Here is a 14,525-nt window from a genome sequence, read left to right on the forward strand (position 1 = left end):
TAGTAATCTAACAATCTATTCCATAATTTTTATTTAACCAATGCGTAACAAATCGTTAATAATCACGCTGACAGTTATTGTATCGGCCTTGTGCCTTTACTTCCTGTCATTCTCGTTTGTTGCCCACAACGTGCAGAAGGATGCAGAGGCATTTGCTACAGACGCACAGGGTAACATAGATCTTGTTAAAAAGCAGGACTACCTCGATTCTATCTGGAAAGAGCCTGTGTTTCTGGGATACACTTATCAGGAAATCAAAGAAAATGAGCTTGGCCTTGGCCTTGACTTAAAAGGTGGTATGCACGTGGTGCTGGAAGTATCTCCTGTTGAGATCATCAAGTCTATGTCTGGTAACAGCAAAGACCCGAACTTCCTGAAGGCGCTTGCACGTGCACAGGAACTACAGAAGAACAGCCAGGAGCGCTTTACAACCCTGTTTGCACAAGCTTACCGTGAAGTTGAGCCAGATGGCCGACTAAGCCGTATTTTCTCTAACTCTGCAAACCGTGGCAAGATCAGCTACGAATCATCAAACAAAGAGGTAATTGACATTATCGACAAGGAAGTAGAAGACGCGATTGGTCGTTCTTTTAACATCCTTCGTACCCGTATCGACAAATTTGGTGTAAACCAGCCAAACATCCAGCGCCTGAAAGGCAGCGGACGTATCCAGATCGAATTACCAGGTATTGATAACCCTGAGCGTGTTCGTAAACTGTTACAAGGTATGGCTAACCTGGAGTTCTGGGAAGTATGGTCTCCACAGGAATTCAGCCCTTACTTTATGCAGCTGAACGAGTACCTGACACAGCAGGAAAAAGCTGGTAACCTGAACCTGAGAGAAACTGAAACAAAAGATCCTTTAAAAGCCGCTGCTGCTAAAGGCGATGTACTGGCACAGGCTGCTGCTTCTGACTCTAACGCCGTTGCTGCTGCTGATACCACTGCCAAAGATACTGCTGCCGCTACTCTAGCTGCTGCAGATTCACTTGCAAACCAGGGTGGCCCGCTTGCCCGTCTGTTTACACAATTACCAAACGGTATTGGCGCTAACGTACGCGACACAGCCAAGATCAACGATATTTTTGCAAGAGCAGACGTTCGTGCCATCTTCCCTCCTAACATGAAGTTTTTATGGGATGTGAAGCCAATTGCAGGCGATAACCGCCAGGAGTTTGTAGAGCTGTACGCTGTTAAAAAAGGTCGTGACGGTAAAGCACCGCTTAGTGGTGATGCTATTAATGATGCACGCCAGGATTTCGACCAGCAGGGTCGCCCTGAGATCAATATGACCATGAACCCGACAGGTGCCAAAAAATGGGCTCGCCTGACAGGTAACAACGTTGGTCGCCAGATCGCTATCGTACTTGATAACTATGTATATTCTGCTCCGGTTGTGCAGGGCGAAATTACAGGTGGTAGCTCTTCTATCTCTGGTAACTTCACTATCGAAGAAGCGCAGGACTTAGCAAACATCCTGAAAGCCGGTAAAATGCCAGCTCCTACCCGTATCGTGGAAGAAGCGATCGTAGGTCCTTCATTAGGTCAGGAAGCTATCAATCAGGGTTTACTTTCTACGTTGGCAGGTCTTGTGATCGTAGTTGTATTCATGATCGCTTACTATAGCCGTGGTGGTTTTATTGCTGACTTAGCTTTAGTATTCAACATCTTCTTTATCCTGGGTATTCTTGCTCAGTTTAACGCAGCCCTTACGCTGCCTGGTATTGCCGGTATTGTGCTTACACTGGGTATGGCCGTGGATGCGAACGTACTGATATTTGAGCGTATGCGCGAAGAAGCCCGGAAAGGCCTGAGCATGCGCGAAGTGATAAACAAAGGTTACGACAAGGCTTTTATAACTATTCTGGATGCTAACGTAACTACGTTCCTGGCTGGTTTTATCCTTTACTTCTTTGGTTCAGGTCCGGTTAAAGGCTTTGCTATCACGTTGATGTTAGGTATCGTAACTTCATTCTTTACTTCTGTTTACATTTCCCGCTTGTTGATCGAAAGATCATTCCTGAAAAAGGGCAAGCTGTCGTTCTCTAATGCATTTGCTGAGAGAATGTTCCAGAACGTGAAGTTTGACGTAATGAAATGGAAAAAACCAGCTTACGCCTTCTCGTTGTCTATACTTATATTTGGCTTTGTGGCAATGGCCATTAAAGGACCAAACCTGGGTGTTGACTTCCAAGGTGGGCGTTCTTATGTAGTAGAATTCGACAAGGCAATTCCAGCATCTGATGTACGTGCTGCTTTAACTGATAACTTCCATGAGGAAGGTACAGAAGTTAAGACCTTTGGTGCCTCTAATCGTGTAAAAGTTATTACCAGCTGGCTGGCTGATGACGAGAGTCTGCAGGCAGACGAGCAGGTAAAGGCTGCCCTGGATGCTGGTCTTTCCGAGTTCAGTGATCTGAACCCTGAAGTACTAAGCTCTTCGAAGGTAGGTGCTACCGTAGCGGATGATATTCAGAACACAGCCGTTATCGCGCTTCTTCTTTCACTGGTTGGTATCTTTATTTATGTGATGTTCCGCTTCAGCAAGTGGCAGTTTAGCTTGGGTGGTGTGGTAGCGTTGCTGCACGATGCCCTGATGATCATTGCCATATTTGCTATTCTGGATCTGTTCGGAATTTCTTATGAGATGGACCAGATATTTATTGCGGCAGTTCTTACCATCATCGGTTTCTCAATTAACGATACCGTGGTAATCTTTGACCGTGTGCGTGAGTACATGAATGACAATCCGAAAGCGCACGTTAGAGAGATCATTAACCCAGCCCTGATCGATACTTTCAGCCGTACCATTATTACATCGGTTACTGTATTTATGGTGGTGCTTGTGCTGTTCATTTTTGGTGGTGAAATACTTCGCGGTTTCTCACTTGCCATGTTGATCGGTGTGGTATTCGGTGTTTACTCGACGTTATTTATTGCATCGCCAATTGTGGTTGATACGATGAAAGACGAGAAGAAGCCTGCTCCGGCACCACAGCCAACAGCAAAAAAGGTTAGCTAGTAATAGCTTAGTAAATAAATGAAAAGCCCGGAGCATACGCTCCGGGCTTTTTTTATGAACCAGAAGTAAGGAAGAGATAAACGATTAACAGGAAATGTAGAGACGCAATATTTTGCGTCTACGCAATGTAACTATAGTTCTGACCCAGGAATGACTTGTGATGAAAGCTAAAGCGTTTTTCCTGATTAGGTAAGATGTTATTCCTGCCGCAAGTTTAGCGTCCGCGTAACTTGTGGTTAATTATGGTGCCAGTTTGCAACTGGCTTTCTGCGCAAGCAGGAAAAAACATGTTGCTGAAATTTAAAGTTAGAAAGATCTATAGTTAGTAATTATGTCATGGCGCGAGCGTCCTCGTTCGTGTCGGCTATAGTTGGGCCTCCGGCCCAGATGCATTACAAATTTAACTTTAGAGGCAAGTCACAGACTACGCCAGCATAGTTTAGAGCAAACTATAGTTGCTCGGCCATCGCTGATTTTGCTTTTTTCAAAGCAAAGCAAGTTGAAAACTTGCTGCCATACACAGCCACAAGTTACACTCCGTTAAACTTGCGGCAGAAATGGTATCTTATCCCGGTCAGATGAACCTAAAACCATCAATTCTTGAAAAACCTTGGTTCCGGTTCGTATTAACAAAAAAGCCGGCCCTTATAAGGGAGCCGGCTTTCTTTATAATTTATAGTTGCTTTTAATTAGATGGTAACGCCATCAGCAACTACTTCTTTTACTTCTGGTACCATACGCTTCAGCAGGTTCTCAATACCGGCTTTAAGTGTTACCGTGGCTGATGGGCAGCCGCTGCATGAGCCTTGAAGGTGCACTGTAACCACGCCATCGTTATACGATTTGAAAGAAATATTACCGCCATCCTGCTCTACAGCCGGGCGTACATAGTTTTCCAACAGATCGATAACTTTCTTAACGATAACTGCATCGCCTTCTGATGTTTCGGCGGTAGTTGCAGCTTCAGTTTTAGGGGCAGCAGAGAAGCCTTCGTTAAATATCGGGCCACCAGCCTCTACATAGGACTTCAGGAATGTGCGCAGCTCAGGTATTAGCTTTACCCATTCTATAGTTGAGTTCTTGGTTATAGTTACAAAGTTGCTGGCAATGAACACACGCGAAACATAATCAAAATTGAAAAGCTCCTGTGCCAACGGCGACTCTACTGCACTCTCCAGATCCGGGTAATCCACGCTCTGGCCATCAGGCAGTAACTGCACGTTCATCACTAATTTCATTGACTCTGGGTTCGGGTTAGCCTCAGCATATACCGACACCATTTTCTCTTTATTTTCTATCATGGGAATCTACGTTTTAAGTAAAACTTTGGACCTAGCCTTAAAGTTTCCAAAATTAGGCATTATTTCTAAGAAGTAAAGAAATACAGGCACAGTCTTAAATGAGATTAGGCCAACAAAAAATTACATATTTCTGCCTCTGAATAGCATTTGAACCTATATATTTTATCTTTGCCCCGCAACCAACTAGCTCAGCGCTGCTGACAATTCACAAACACCTATGCTAACTAATTTCATTCTACTGGCCCAGAACCAAATTTCTCCGCCAGGCTTCCTTATCATTCCTTTTCTATTATTGATCGGCATGATTGCCGCGGGGCCAATTTTCTTTAGCCACTTCTGGGAACACAACTATAAAAAAGTGGCCGTAGCGCTTGCCCTTATAGTGTTAGGGTATTACCTCTTTGCTATGCAGGATGTGCATATGCCGATACATACTTTCTTTGAGTATGCCTCGTTTGCTGTGCTGCTTAGCTCCTTGTACATTTCTGCAGGCGGTATTTATATCAACGTAAACGCGAGAGCCACACCAGCCATGAACGTAGCGCTGGTAGCTATAGGAGCCGTGCTAGCAAACGTTGTAGGTACAACAGGTGCATCCCTTTTGCTTATCCGCCCGTTCATCCGCCTGAACATACACCGTATTAAAGCATACCAGATCGTATTCTTCATCTTTATAGTTAGTAACGCAGGTGGACTGCTTACCCCGCTTGGCGACCCGCCGTTGTTTATCGGTTTCCTGAAAGGCGTTCCTTTCTTCTGGACATTACAGCACCTGTTTACACCCTGGCTTATTGCAGTTTCCTTGCTTTGCCTTGTTTTTTACCTTGTAGACAGAAGAAATAAGATAGTTGACTTTACGCCTAGTCCGGAGGTAGTATCGAAATTGGATGAACGTACAGAGTTTTATGTAAGTGGTAAGCGCAACCTGTTCTGGCTGGCAATTATCATCGGGGCTATTTTCCTGGACCCTAACGTGATAGAAGGTTTACCGCACATTTCTTACGATGGCAACAAGTTCTCTTTCCTCCGTGAAGTAATTCAATTATCTGCTGCTTTCTTCTGCTATCGTAATTCAAGCAAAACGGCTCTGGCTGGTAACCAGTTCTCTTTCCACCCGATCCTGGAAGTTGTGTTCCTGTTCTTTGGTATTTTCTTTACGATGATGCCTGCCTTACAACTTTCCGCTGAAATTGCCTCTGCACCGCAGTATGCAAAATACATTACTCCTAACTTCCTGTACTGGGCAACCGGCTCGCTTTCCAGCTTCCTGGATAATGCGCCTACGTATGCCAACTTCCTGTCGCTGGGCATGGCCAAGTACGACATGGCCCAAAGCAGTGTGGTTGAAGTTCGCCAGTTTGCCACCGGTACCGGTGCAGATCCTATTACGCTAACCTTACTGGAAGCCATTTCGCTGGCATCGGTATTGTTTGGTGCCTTTACCTACATTGGCAACGGGCCTAACTTCATGGTAAAAGCCATCGCTGAAAGTGCCGGTATTAAAATGCCATCTTTCTTCGGTTATGTTTTCCGTTACTCTATCCCGTTCCTGTTACCAATTCTGATCATTATCTGGTACCTGGTGGTTGAGCTGAAATTGTTCTAAACTATAGTTAAACTATAAAAAGCGCCGTTCCTACCTTACAGGAACGGCGCTTTTGTTTATAATTAAATCTAACTATATTCAAAGAAACAAACGGTTAACGAGTGCCTCGCTACAAGCCCTACCTTATTTATTATCGCGTGCTGATGAGCTTTAGCCTGCCCTTTTCGTTGCTGGCAAGTATAGTTAGCCTGGGTTTTAGTGCTAATAAACTTGTAGGGTTTATCAATTCCTTTAGTCTGAGTATACTGACCGGTGGTTTTGTATTAGCCTTGTTCTTTTACGAGCAGCGCTACCAGAACCAATACTACTTTTACCACAATCTAGGCATCAGCAAAGCAGGGCTTATAGTTGGTGCTTACTTATGTAATATAGCCATTGCAGTTTTGCTGTTCCTCCTGAAACTATATCTGTATGCCTGAAAACAAACTGGAAGTAGACAGCATATTGCATAACTATGGGTACAGGCAACTTCTTACCAATATCTATTTAAGCTGCAAAACCGGCGAAATTGTAGGCTTACTGGGCAGGAATGGATGTGGCAAAACAACTCTTCTCAAAATCATTTTTGGTACGCTGCCCACACTTAATAAACACATTCGCATAAATGGTAACGTGTATAGTGAGCCTTACAAAAGCGAGGGTTTACTGGCATACCTTCCGCAACACGACTTTTTGCCTGCCAACATAAAGCTGCACAAGATCATAGATCTTTATCATAAAGAGCAGGATATAAGAGAAACTATAAAACAGGACGAGCGCATACAGCATCACCTTACAAAATATGCCGGTGAACTCTCGAAAGGTGAATTGCGCTATTTCGAATTGATGCTCCTGTTAGAGAAAGATGTAAAGTTCCTGCTGCTGGATGAGCCATTCTCCGGAATTGCACCCCTATATGTGGAATACATAGAAGAACTACTTCAGGCACACCTTGGAACAAAAGGCTTCCTCATTACGGACCACGATTACCAGTCGGTGTTGCGGGTCAGTGATAGGATCATACTTCTTGCTGATGGATATGCCAGACCTATACACGGCATGGAAGAACTATACCAGTGGGGGTACATTCCGGCAAACGCCTTGAAATAGGCACTATAGTTAGTTCTATACCTGATTTGCTTTCTGGCGCAGCATAAAGTCTGCCAGCACCAGTGCAGCCATAGCATCAACTATAGGCACGGCTCGTGGCAGCACACACGGGTCGTGGCGGCCTTTGCCTTGTAGGGTTACCTCTTCGCCGGCATCGTTTATAGTTTGCTGCGGCTGCAGTATAGTTGCTACTGGCTTAAACGCTACATTAAAGTAAATATCCTGCCCGTTACTGATGCCACCCTGTATGCCTCCGGAGTGATTGGTCCTTGTTTTAACATTGCCTTGCTCATCAGTATAAAACTGATCGTTATGTTCGGAGCCACGCAGCTTTACGCCTTCAAAACCGCTCCCGTACTCAAAACCTTTTACCGCATTTATACTCAGCATGGCCTTGCCTAATTCTGCATGCAACTTGTCAAAAACAGGCTCTCCTAAACCAGCAGGCACACCTTGTATCACGCAAGTAACTACTCCACCTATCGTATCTAAGCTGTTACGGGCTTCTTCTATCACACCGATCATGCGGGCTGCAATAGCGCCATCAGGGCAACGCACTTTATTCGAATCTATCCTCCTGAAATCGAGCTTAGCATAATGTTTGCGCAGTTTCACACTCCCCACCTGCGATACATAGCCATTTATAGTTATGCCATGCTGCTTCAGTAACTTTGCTGCCACGGCACCGGCTGCCACACGCGCCACAGTTTCGCGGGCCGAGCTGCGGCCACCGCCACGGTAATCGCGGGTACCGTATTTGGTTGTGTAAGTATAATCAGCGTGCGATGGACGGAAAGCGTGCTCTATATGGCTGTAATCGTGGCTGTGCTGGTCTTTGTTGTTAACGACAAGCGCTATAGGTGTGCCGGTAGTTTTACCTTCAAAAATCCCTGAAAGTATCGTTACCTTGTCTTCTTCGCTGCGCGGGGTCGTAATATCGGACTGGCCGGGACGACGGCGGTCTAAGGCTACCTGTATCTCATCAGTACTTATTTCGAGACCTGCGGGGCAACCATCTATTACAACGCCAACAGCTGGTCCATGTGACTCGCCAAAGGTTGTTATCCTGAAAAGGGTACCGTATGTATTGCTCATAGTTTTCTGCGTTTAATAAAGATGAAGCCCGAAACTACCAGCAACACCACCAGGATAATGTTTGTATAGCGCCTGATCTCATCTAACTGGTGCAGGCTTACCAGGGTGTTGTCTTCGTTTTCGATAATTCTGTAAAAAGAGCCCAGATCGCGGGACAAAACCAGGGCATCGGTATCGCGGGTGCCGGTTACCGATAAAGTTAAGGTTGGCCGGAGCGTATCGTAGCGGGCTGTTACCGGGTCGAAGTAGATCCAGTGCATTAACTTACCCAGCTTATAGTTGCCTGGCTCCCGCGGCAGTACAGTATAGGTAAAGCTTTTAGAACCCATTACACGACCGGCGCGGCGTGTAACATCCTGGCGCACATCCGGCGGATAAAAGTCCAGGCCGGGCTGCGTTTCAGGCACTGGTGGCATAATGGCTGCCAGGTTGCCCTCTCCTTCAACCCTGAACAAATACGAAATGCTTTTATTAACCTGCGCGTCTTTTCGGGACAGCTTTTCGGTTAAGCTATAGTTACCAACCGGCACGGCATCGCGCAGCGGGTGAGGCGGCAATTGTTTTACTTTTATCTCGCGCGGACGGGCAAAATAGGTCTTGTAGCCCTCCTGGCGTTCGTTATTCAGCAGGTTCGGGTTCTTTGCTACTTTATATTTCAGCATTTTAAGCGAGAGCTGCGGAAACCGGATGGGTTGCAGGTTTATCGGGTACAGTACTGATTCGTATAGTTTAAACCGCAGGTAGGGTTTGCCTTCCACGATCACATTTTCCGGCGTGATCTCAGTAAACTCAAACGACTCTTCCCACACGTTAGGCTGTTGCAGCAGCTTTAGTATGGCGCTTATCTGGTTCGTGAAATCATGAAAATCCAGGAGTTGCTGATCCTCGGCTGCCAGGTAGAAGTATAGTGCCACTGTAAATCCTTCGCCTACATACACTTCATCTTTGTTGGTATACAGCGTCAGGAAGGCATTATCGTCTTTTTCAATGTACTCGGGCTGCACATCTATAGTTGATTCCGGTTCCTTGTCAGCGGCGATTAGATCTGGAATGTTGGTACCCGGCGTGGTAGCAGTGGCCATAGGCTTCACAACTATAGTTGTCCCCTGCGACTGCACGGTTTGCCCGTTCACTTTCATGCTGAAAGGCTTCAGTACAAATTCCCCTTCAGCCAGCGGGGCATAGTTCTGGTAAACGGTCAGTATTTTGGTAGTGGTGCCGCCGGTAATTATAGTTTCGGTGGATGAATACTTGGTACTCTTCTTAAAACCCTCTATTTCCGGAAACGGGCTGTATTCTTTCAGGGCCTGGTCATGGAGCTGAATACCAATGGTATAGTACTGGTTCAGGGGCAGCGGGCTTTTACCTAATGCAATACTGATCTGCTGCGCCAGCAGCGTGCCAGGCAATAATAGCAGGAAAAATAAGGTTAGGTAGATAAAGCGCATCGGAACAAATTTAGCAATTTCTTAACGTAGAACTCTGTAACAAACTGCCAAATTACCTGTTCCCCCTTAAAAGCTGCATTTTAACCAACTTTACCTGCTTAAGCCAGCACCTTTGCAGCAGGAATGCGTAACTGAAAAAAGAACCTGATTCTATTACTTTACTGACATGTTGGAATATGTAAAAACCATTTTGCTGAAGGTTAGCTTCGACAAAATGCTGTTTGAAAAGGAGCTCAGAAAAGCTTTTAAATTTTTGGTTGCAGATGAGCTGCTGCAATTAAAACAGTGGTGTTACGACCAGTTCTCCAATAAATACCTCTTTATCATAAACCGGGTATTTGCTAAACTTCAGCCATAGTATCCGGGCAGTTTTCTTCGGTTTGTTGCACAAACGTTATGTTGCGCAACAGACCGTTGTAGCCCGTTCGTTTTACTGCCGATTTCTTGAATAGCTGCGAAAAAACTTCGTGTGTCAGTTCCTGCCAGTCGCTGGTTTTAAGTTTGCCCAGGTCTGGATGGGGCGCAAAAGCAGGTTCGTTGTGCGGCTTACTGAAACGGTTCCAGGGGCACACATCCTGGCAAATGTCGCAGCCAAATACCCAGTTACCAAACTTGCCATTCATTTCCTGCGGCAGCTGGTCTTTCAGCTCTATGGTATAGTATGATATGCATTTACTGCCATCCACAACATAAGGTGCAACTATAGCATCGGTCGGGCAGGCATCCAGGCATTTGGTACAACTTCCACAGTAATCCTTTATCGGCCCGTCGTAGTCCAGTTCCAGGTCTATGATCAGCTCTGCTACAAAATGGAAGCTACCTGCTTGCGGTGTTATCAGCAATGTATGTTTCCCTACCCAACCCAATCCGCTTTTCGATGCCCAGGCTTTGTCCAGCACCGGAGCAGAATCCACGAAGCAACGACCGCCCACCTCGCCTATCGTTTCATTAATGTAATCCAGCAACGTTTTCAGCTTGTCTTTGATCACAAAGTGATAATCGGTGCCGTAGGCGTATTTCGATATCTTGTAAGTATCCTCGTCGGGTTGCTGGGTTTCTTTGGCAGGGTAATAATTGAGCAGCAACGACACAACAGATTTCGCCCCATCAACTAAAAGACGCGGGTCCAGGCGCTTATCGAAATGATTCTCCATGTAGTGCATCTGGCCGTGCATGTTCTGCTTCAGCCAGTTCTCCAGCCGTGGTGCTTCCTCTTCCAGGAAATCCGCTTTCGAAATACCGCAATACATAAAGCCCAGTTCCTGCGCCTTCTGTTTGATAAGATAAGTGTGCTGTGCTTTGTTCAAGTTATAGTTCAGCCGGCTTATAGTTAGCAGCTATAGTTCTAGAAGAACAAAATTACGGAGAAAAAAGTCCGATTCTAATAATTATAAGTCTCTATACTAATAACACATGACTAGAATAAAGTAAACGAAAGGAAATGCCATCTACTACCTAGGTCACCTTATTGTTAAACCTCGATCATAAATTTTCTAAACATTAAAAACAAGAATATTTTTGATACTACTGCAAAGTATACACACAATTATAATATAGCGTACCATAAATCATTATTATTACTATCTTAATTTTCAGTTGATCTACCAATGTATCCTTATCAAGAAATTGCAAGGCTTGAGAAAGACAAGGAAGGAATACAAGAAATAATATATAAGTAATCAGGCAACAACTCTCATTAGCTAGTATAAATGATGCGACTTTTCAGAACTACTGCTCCCCTTTTTAGACTTCTTGACAGGTTGAAAGCTGGTGAAAAGAATATTCTTGGATTACTCAAATTGAGTGAGAAAGACTTCCACCAAGTACCCTTTGAGGAAATTCTTAACTCGCCACACGATGCGGCTTACGGTGTTGACACCATACTTGAACGCTATAATCGCCCTGTTCTAGGCATTTTTGACCATTTGGTTTTAAGATACTATGATAATGGAGATCAGGAGTTCCTGTTCATTACCCATACACATGATGTTAACTTAATATCAAAGATAGTTGATAAACTTCATTTTATGTTTGGGACAGGGCTATACGACGATAGGCACTTTCACTCATTCTATAATGTTAATAAGGTACAGAAACTCGCGCGAGGCATAATTGAAGATGGAGATTTGCCAATATCATGCTTATGGTTTCATCATGCACACGATCTTGTATTTAAGCTAACTTATTTTCAAACACCAAAGAAGCAACTCGGTTTTATAGTAAAGAAAAACGCAAGAATTTTAGATCGTACCCCACGTAAGAATTCAGTTTTAGATTTTCTGGAATTCAACATTGATGATATTCTGTCGGGCCAAGAAAGCCTTCGACACATTGAGTTTGAAGATAATAACATTCTCTACATTGATTTCACTTACCAGCTCCCGGTGAAAGAGTTTGGCATTTTTGATATAATAACCATCAGGATCTTTGATAACTCAAAGATTTTCAATCTAACTACTCAGACTCACATTTTTCTAAGCTCTTCTATTGATAGTATTCCGATTCAGGCTATCACCGACTGTGTAACTAAGTTAACACGGATTTACGGCGGTGATCATATAGGCTCATCAAGCATTTCTATTAATGATATACAAGACTTAGAAGAAGGAAACTATTGGCTAGGAAGAACATGGCATCTGAACTATGCCCACGCACAACAGGACCTTTATAACCCAGAAGAAAAGGAAGCCTATTGTGTTGCTATAAATCAACATTTTAATGAACGTATAGAATTAAGTATTCTTAGCTATAATACCTTGATTGAGCTATTTGGAGAGGAATATCATTAATCGCATTTCCGTCTTACATCGGGCAAGGCACCCTCTATTTCCTCATTGAAAGGACTAGAATGACGAAACATAAACGATAAGACAACATCATTATTCCCTAAGTCTATTTTCTTAAAAAACTCACTAAACCCAAACCTTAAAAACCAAAGGTTAAATAGCCGCCCGCGCTGTGTCTGTCTCTCATCATGGGGGTCGCATACGAATATAAGCGTGTTCCTTTCATCTTCTAGAAACTCAAATATGTGTCTTGCAACTGTCACCGCAACTCTAGGATCAAACTTTCTCTCCTGATCTTCTTGAGTCGGCCGAAAGCCCATCATCGCTGAATAAGGAGCAAATCCCACAGAGTCATCAAAATAGGAGGAGCCATCTGTGAAGTATATCTCATAGATGGCTCCTGTATCAGTTGTAAAGAAAAAACTATTCTGCTTGTACTGGCTCTCGTACGGAGCTAGGCCTAATGAATTGAATATCATTTAACAGATGTTCTTGGTCTGTATGTAAGAACTTGTTTATACGCTCTTTATCATTCTTAATTCTCTGGGCAAGCGCTTTCCAGTTAATTTTGATCGGAGTAGCTTTCATATTATCACCCTTTCTAGTACCTGCAATTGAATAAGGGCAGGTCCATTAGTTATCAAATGTATTTATTATACATTTATTTTACAAAAATAGTTTAGAAACCTAAAGCATAAACCTTGCTAGGCTTGATCTGAGATTCTCTATGGCATTTAAAGCCTAAGGGTCTTGGTCACTTAATACTTTTCATTACCGCTCTAGGCTCAAGAGCTCGCCCTCTGCACAATCTGTCGGATGCGGTTTGTAAAATTGTGGATAAACCTTTAGTATATTTACACTCGGGGCAACCCGTAGTTGTAGTGTTAAAGCAGTTCTCAGCTAATAGTATAAAAGAGAAGAGCAGACCAAATGGCCTGCTCTTCTCTTTTATACTATAAACTATAGTTTAGTTACTCTGCCTGATCAAACAAGCCACCTGAGGCCTGTGCATGTTGTGGCGGAATTTTACCTAAGTGCTTGTAAGCAGCTTCGGTAGCTTCGCGGCCGCGGGCGGTTCGCTTAATATAACCTTCCTGGATCAGGAACGGCTCGTACACTTCTTCAATCGTTTCAGCTTCTTCGCCGCAAGCAGTTGCTATAGTTGAAATACCAACTGGGCCGCCTTTATACTTATCAATAATGCATGAAAGAATGCGTTTGTCCATGTCATCCAGACCGTTGTGGTCTACATCCAGGGCATGCAGCGCAAACTTGGCAATCTCTACATCTATAGTTCCGTCGCCTTTTACCTGGGCAAAGTCGCGGGTACGGCGCAGCAGGTTGTTGGCAATACGCGGCGTACCACGGCTACGACGGGCAATCTCGTAAGCAGCATCGGCATGTATCGGCGCACCCAGCAAAGCTGATGAGCGTTTTACAATCGAGGTCAGCAACTCGGCATCGTAATACTCCAGGCGGCTATTAATACTGAAACGCGCACGCAACGGCGCAGTAAGCAAACCGGAACGTGTGGTAGCACCAATAAGGGTAAACGGATTCAAACTAATTTGTACAGAACGCGCATTCGGACCAGAATCGAGCATGATATCGATCTTGTAGTCTTCCATAGCCGAGTACAGGTACTCTTCCACGATCGGGTTCAGACGGTGAATCTCATCAATGAAAAGTACATCGTTCGGGTCGAGGTTAGTAAGCAAACCAGCTAAGTCGCTTGGCTTATCCAGTACCGGTCCTGATGTCATTTTTATACCTGCATCCAGCTCCGAGGCAATAATGTGCGAAAGCGTGGTTTTACCAAGTCCCGGAGGTCCGTGCAGCAGCACATGGTCCAGGGCTTCGCCACGACGGCGGGCTGCCTGCACAAATATTTTCAGGTTCTCCACCACTTTGGCCTGCCCTGTAAAATCGGCAAAACTAAGCGGACGGAGTGCCTTATCTATATCGCGTTCGGCTGGCGTTAAGTGTTCCTTTTCGCCAGTGAGATAATCTTCTCTCATTATTCTATTTTCTACTTAAAAATCAGCTTTTGCTATACCTGAAGATAACAGTTCGGGTGCTGCTTTCGCTCCATTTATAGGTACGAATTTACGTAATTTTGCTAATTATTTTATAGTATTTACCCATAATTCTAATATAATTAGCATTACTACAGATTAC

12 protein-coding genes are annotated in these 14,525 nt (G+C 44.3%); 6 read left to right on the top strand and 6 right to left on the bottom strand.

Going from position 1 to position 14,525, the window contains the following annotated elements; genetic code table 11:
- Window positions 1-40 precede the first annotated feature (40 nt).
- A complete protein-coding gene (gene secDF, locus KYK27_RS02895) occupies window positions 41-3,022 on the top strand; it encodes a protein translocase subunit SecDF (protein WP_199108548.1) in 2,982 nt (993 codons plus the stop codon).
- Window positions 3,023-3,711: 689 nt separating this feature from the next.
- Here secDF and KYK27_RS02900 read toward each other — a convergent pair.
- Entirely contained in the window at window positions 3,712-4,323 is a 612-nt protein-coding gene (locus KYK27_RS02900; protein WP_199108549.1) for a NifU family protein, read from the bottom strand.
- Between the two features lie 217 nt (window positions 4,324-4,540).
- On the opposite strand from KYK27_RS02900, the gene KYK27_RS02905 reads away from it, so the two are divergent.
- The 3 genes from KYK27_RS02905 to KYK27_RS02915 all read left to right on the top strand — a co-directional run bounded on the left by KYK27_RS02905 (window position 4,541) and on the right by KYK27_RS02915 (window position 7,018).
- Window positions 4,541-5,929: a sodium:proton antiporter gene (locus KYK27_RS02905; RefSeq protein WP_199108550.1), complete on the top strand. Its 1,389-nt coding sequence runs from the start codon at window positions 4,541-4,543 to the stop codon at window positions 5,927-5,929.
- A gap of 101 nt (window positions 5,930-6,030) precedes the next feature.
- Entirely contained in the window at window positions 6,031-6,348 is a 318-nt protein-coding gene (locus tag KYK27_RS02910; RefSeq protein WP_199108551.1) for a hypothetical protein, read from the top strand.
- Complete coding sequence (locus tag KYK27_RS02915; protein WP_199108552.1) at window positions 6,341-7,018, top strand: ATP-binding cassette domain-containing protein; 678 nt, start codon at window positions 6,341-6,343, stop codon at window positions 7,016-7,018. Before KYK27_RS02910 ends, KYK27_RS02915 begins: the two co-directional genes overlap by 8 nt.
- A gap of 15 nt (window positions 7,019-7,033) precedes the next feature.
- Here KYK27_RS02915 and aroC read toward each other — a convergent pair whose 3' ends face one another.
- Together aroC and KYK27_RS02925 are read right to left on the bottom strand one after the other, a co-directional pair.
- Window positions 7,034-8,113, bottom strand: a complete 1,080-nt coding sequence (aroC, locus tag KYK27_RS02920) for a chorismate synthase (protein WP_199108553.1) — start codon at window positions 8,111-8,113, stop codon at window positions 7,034-7,036.
- Window positions 8,110-9,561 (bottom strand): BatD family protein, encoded by a 1,452-nt coding sequence (locus tag KYK27_RS02925; protein ID WP_199108554.1) that lies wholly within the window; start codon window positions 9,559-9,561, stop codon window positions 8,110-8,112. Before KYK27_RS02925 ends, aroC begins: the two co-directional genes overlap by 4 nt.
- Before the next feature lie 166 nt (window positions 9,562-9,727).
- Between KYK27_RS02925 and KYK27_RS02930 the strand changes: the two genes are divergently transcribed.
- Complete coding sequence (locus tag KYK27_RS02930) at window positions 9,728-9,919, top strand: hypothetical protein (protein ID WP_162427625.1); 192 nt, start codon at window positions 9,728-9,730, stop codon at window positions 9,917-9,919.
- On the opposite strand, the gene queG is transcribed toward KYK27_RS02930, so the two are convergent.
- A complete protein-coding gene (gene queG / locus KYK27_RS02935) occupies window positions 9,903-10,868 on the bottom strand; it encodes a tRNA epoxyqueuosine(34) reductase QueG (protein WP_199108555.1) in 966 nt (321 codons plus the stop codon). The genes KYK27_RS02930 and queG overlap by 17 nt on opposite strands.
- Before the next feature lie 402 nt (window positions 10,869-11,270).
- Here queG and KYK27_RS02940 point away from each other — a divergent pair, with 402 nt between their 5' ends.
- Window positions 11,271-12,350, top strand: a complete 1,080-nt coding sequence (locus tag KYK27_RS02940; RefSeq protein WP_199108556.1) for a hypothetical protein — start codon at window positions 11,271-11,273, stop codon at window positions 12,348-12,350.
- Here the strand turns inward: KYK27_RS02940 and KYK27_RS02945 are convergent.
- Window positions 12,347-12,826: a DUF6169 family protein gene (locus KYK27_RS02945; protein WP_199108557.1), complete on the bottom strand. Its 480-nt coding sequence runs from the start codon at window positions 12,824-12,826 to the stop codon at window positions 12,347-12,349. The genes KYK27_RS02940 and KYK27_RS02945 overlap by 4 nt on opposite strands.
- Window positions 12,827-13,318: 492 nt before the next feature.
- Window positions 13,319-14,365, bottom strand: a complete 1,047-nt coding sequence (ruvB, locus tag KYK27_RS02950) for a Holliday junction branch migration DNA helicase RuvB (RefSeq protein WP_199108558.1) — start codon at window positions 14,363-14,365, stop codon at window positions 13,319-13,321.
- Between the last annotated feature and the right edge of the window lie 160 nt (window positions 14,366-14,525).

The sequence above is a fragment of the Pontibacter populi genome (assembly GCF_019336435.1).
Taxonomy (GTDB): domain Bacteria; phylum Bacteroidota; class Bacteroidia; order Cytophagales; family Hymenobacteraceae; genus Pontibacter; species Pontibacter humidus.

Excerpts from the sequence above, each read along its gene's own strand:
- secDF (WP_199108548.1), top strand. The coding sequence starts at position 41 with ATGCGTAACAAATCGTTAATAATCACGCTGACAGTTATTGTATCGGCC.
- KYK27_RS02900 (WP_199108549.1), bottom strand. The coding sequence starts at position 4,323 with ATGATAGAAAATAAAGAGAAAATGGTGTCGGTATATGCTGAGGCTAAC.
- KYK27_RS02905 (WP_199108550.1), top strand. The coding sequence starts at position 4,541 with ATGCTAACTAATTTCATTCTACTGGCCCAGAACCAAATTTCTCCGCCA.
- KYK27_RS02915 (WP_199108552.1), top strand. The coding sequence starts at position 6,341 with ATGCCTGAAAACAAACTGGAAGTAGACAGCATATTGCATAACTATGGG.
- aroC (WP_199108553.1), bottom strand. The coding sequence starts at position 8,113 with ATGAGCAATACATACGGTACCCTTTTCAGGATAACAACCTTTGGCGAG.
- KYK27_RS02925 (WP_199108554.1), bottom strand. The coding sequence starts at position 9,561 with ATGCGCTTTATCTACCTAACCTTATTTTTCCTGCTATTATTGCCTGGC.
- KYK27_RS02930 (WP_162427625.1), top strand. The coding sequence starts at position 9,728 with ATGTTGGAATATGTAAAAACCATTTTGCTGAAGGTTAGCTTCGACAAA.
- KYK27_RS02940 (WP_199108556.1), top strand. The coding sequence starts at position 11,271 with ATGATGCGACTTTTCAGAACTACTGCTCCCCTTTTTAGACTTCTTGAC.
- KYK27_RS02945 (WP_199108557.1), bottom strand. The coding sequence starts at position 12,826 with ATGATATTCAATTCATTAGGCCTAGCTCCGTACGAGAGCCAGTACAAG.
- ruvB (WP_199108558.1), bottom strand. The coding sequence starts at position 14,365 with ATGAGAGAAGATTATCTCACTGGCGAAAAGGAACACTTAACGCCAGCC.